A 2,074-nucleotide genomic window follows, 5' to 3' on the forward strand; every position below is an offset into this window, starting at 1 on the left:
CTCGACCCGGCCGAGGATCTGGCGCGGTGGTGTGAGGCGATCGAGGCCCTCAGATGAGAGGCGAGATCGTCGTCTTCCTCCACCGAACGGCTGGCCCTCGGGATGCTCACGGCAACAAGACCTGGACGTGGACCGAAACTCCAGTGCCGGGCTGCGTCGTGTGGCCTACCGGTAGCACCGAGAAGGTCCAAGGCCAAGACCAGACCAGTGAAGCTCTGACCCTGCTGGCCCCGTATGGGACGGACGTCACCGCGTACGAGCGGGCTCGTGTCCGCGGGCTCGTGTACGAGGTCAACGGCATCCCATCGGTGTGGGCCAGCCCATTCACGCAGACCCGCGCTGGCGTCGAAGTTCGGCTGACCCGCGTTACTGGCTGAGGAGGTGGCTCATGGCTCCTCGCGCGAAATTCCGCGGCGACTACAAAGGCATCGGGAAGATGCTCCGATCCCAGCAGATGCAGCGGGAGATGGAAGCCCGAGCAGAGCGCGTCAAGAGCAAAGCCGAAGGGCTCGCGCCGCGCGACAGCGGCCAGTACGCGGCCTCGTTCAAGGTCGAGACCGGGGTCAGAGCAGGCAGGAAGCCTCGTGCGGTGTCCAAGGTCATCAACGATGCGCCGAATGCTCCGTACGTGGAGTGGGGGACGTCTAAGACGCCACGCCATCGGACGATGGGCAGAGCAGCAGGCGGCGCCGAATGATCGACATCGAAGCGGTCCTCGTCGCGTGGCTGGAAGAGAACGTCGAAGGCGCCAGCGCCTCTACTGAGACCCCTTCTGATCTGGACGACAACCTGCCGTGGTTGCTGGTGCATCGCATCAGCGGCCCGTACGACGGCTACCGGGTCGATAGGCCATCCGTGGACATCGCCACGTTCCACACAGACGGCCCCGCCGCGCTGAACCTGGCCCGTCAGGTGCAGGCCCTCCTGCATAACGAACTCGCTGGCAGCACCTACCAGCAGGCCGTGATCAACAAGGTGAAAACCAACACCGGTCCTCATCGCGTGCCGTACGACAACCCGAACATGCGGCGGGCTGAGGCGAGCTACGAGTTCGCCATCCACCCCGCCTGACCTCTTTCTTCACCCGCCCCCAAGCCGTCTGGCTGGGGGCTTTCGCATGCCCAGACCAGAGAGATCTAAGGGAGCTCACCATGGTCAACATCATCCGAGACGCGTCTCTCGCGGTCGTCGGCATCAACGGCGGAGCGTGGGTAGGCCCGCTGGGCACCGCTCAGCCTGTCGACCCGGCTGCAGCCCCGACTGGGGCGTGGCTGGCGATCGGCGCCATCTCCGAGGACGGTCTCACCAACGGAGTGGACGAGGATTCCGAGCAGTTCACCCCGTGGGGTCTCGGAAGTCCGTTCCGTACGGTCGTCACTTCCTCGATCCGGACGTTCAGCTTCACCGCTTGGGAGACGAACCGCCCGATCGTCAAGAGCCTTCAGTACCGGGTGGACGTCGCTGAACTCGTGCCCACGCTGGGGGTGACCACGTTCGCCGAGAGCGCGAACCAGGCGCCTGACCGCCGGTCTTGGCTGTTCGACGTTTACGACGGAGCCACCTGGGAGCGGTTCTACGTCCCCGAGGGGGAGATCACCGAGCGCAGCGATGTCACCTACCAGAACGGCGAGATGGTCGGCTACGAGTGGACCATCTCCACCTACCCGGACGCTGCCAACAACCTCGTCTACCACTCGTATTTTGCGCCCGAGGTTGAGGAGCACATGTCCTGATGACAGCACTGAAGAAGGTCATCACCCAGGATGGCGAACCTGTCGTCCACTTCGATCTGGATGCCATCGAAGCCGAAGCGGTCGAAGAGCCGTTCGTTTTCCGTCTGGGTGGCGAGGTCTTCCAGATGGCCGCGCCGGAGGATGCCGACTGGCAGGTCACTGACCAGATGTCAGAAACTAACGCTGGCCTGCGTAGCTTCGTGCGTGACCTTTTGGGCGATGAGGATTATGAGCGGTTCGCTAAGCACCGCTTGTCGAACAAGCAGATCACCGCGCTTCTCGACGCGTGCAACAAGCATTACGGCACCTCTCCGGGGAAATCGGCAGCCTCCGGTCGCTCC

General features: G+C 63.8%; 4 protein-coding genes. All 4 read left to right on the forward strand.

The window, feature by feature from the left end; genetic code table 11:
• Positions 1 to 388 precede the first annotated feature (388 nt).
• A complete protein-coding gene (locus AB0J58_RS44760) occupies positions 389 to 697 on the forward strand; it encodes an HK97 gp10 family phage protein (RefSeq protein WP_357795832.1) in 309 nt (102 codons plus the stop codon).
• Positions 694 to 1,071, forward strand: a complete 378-nt coding sequence (locus AB0J58_RS44765) for a hypothetical protein (RefSeq protein WP_357795834.1) — start codon at positions 694 to 696, stop codon at positions 1,069 to 1,071. Before AB0J58_RS44760 ends, AB0J58_RS44765 begins: the two co-directional genes overlap by 4 nt.
• Before the next feature lie 80 nt (positions 1,072 to 1,151).
• Positions 1,152 to 1,733, forward strand: coding sequence for a hypothetical protein (locus AB0J58_RS44770; RefSeq protein WP_357795836.1), 582 nt, complete (start codon positions 1,152 to 1,154; stop codon positions 1,731 to 1,733).
• A partial coding sequence (locus AB0J58_RS44775; protein ID WP_364227898.1) for a hypothetical protein occupies positions 1,733 to 2,074 on the forward strand: 342 nt, incomplete at its 3' end. The genes AB0J58_RS44770 and AB0J58_RS44775, both read left to right, overlap by 1 nt.

This window comes from Streptosporangium sp. NPDC049644 (genome assembly GCF_040675205.1).
In the GTDB taxonomy this organism is placed as follows: domain Bacteria; phylum Actinomycetota; class Actinomycetes; order Streptosporangiales; family Streptosporangiaceae; genus Streptosporangium; species Streptosporangium fukuiense.

Excerpts from the sequence above, each read along its gene's own strand:
- AB0J58_RS44760 (WP_357795832.1), top strand. The coding sequence starts at position 389 with ATGGCTCCTCGCGCGAAATTCCGCGGCGACTACAAAGGCATCGGGAAG.
- AB0J58_RS44765 (WP_357795834.1), top strand. The coding sequence starts at position 694 with ATGATCGACATCGAAGCGGTCCTCGTCGCGTGGCTGGAAGAGAACGTC.
- AB0J58_RS44770 (WP_357795836.1), top strand. The coding sequence starts at position 1,152 with ATGGTCAACATCATCCGAGACGCGTCTCTCGCGGTCGTCGGCATCAAC.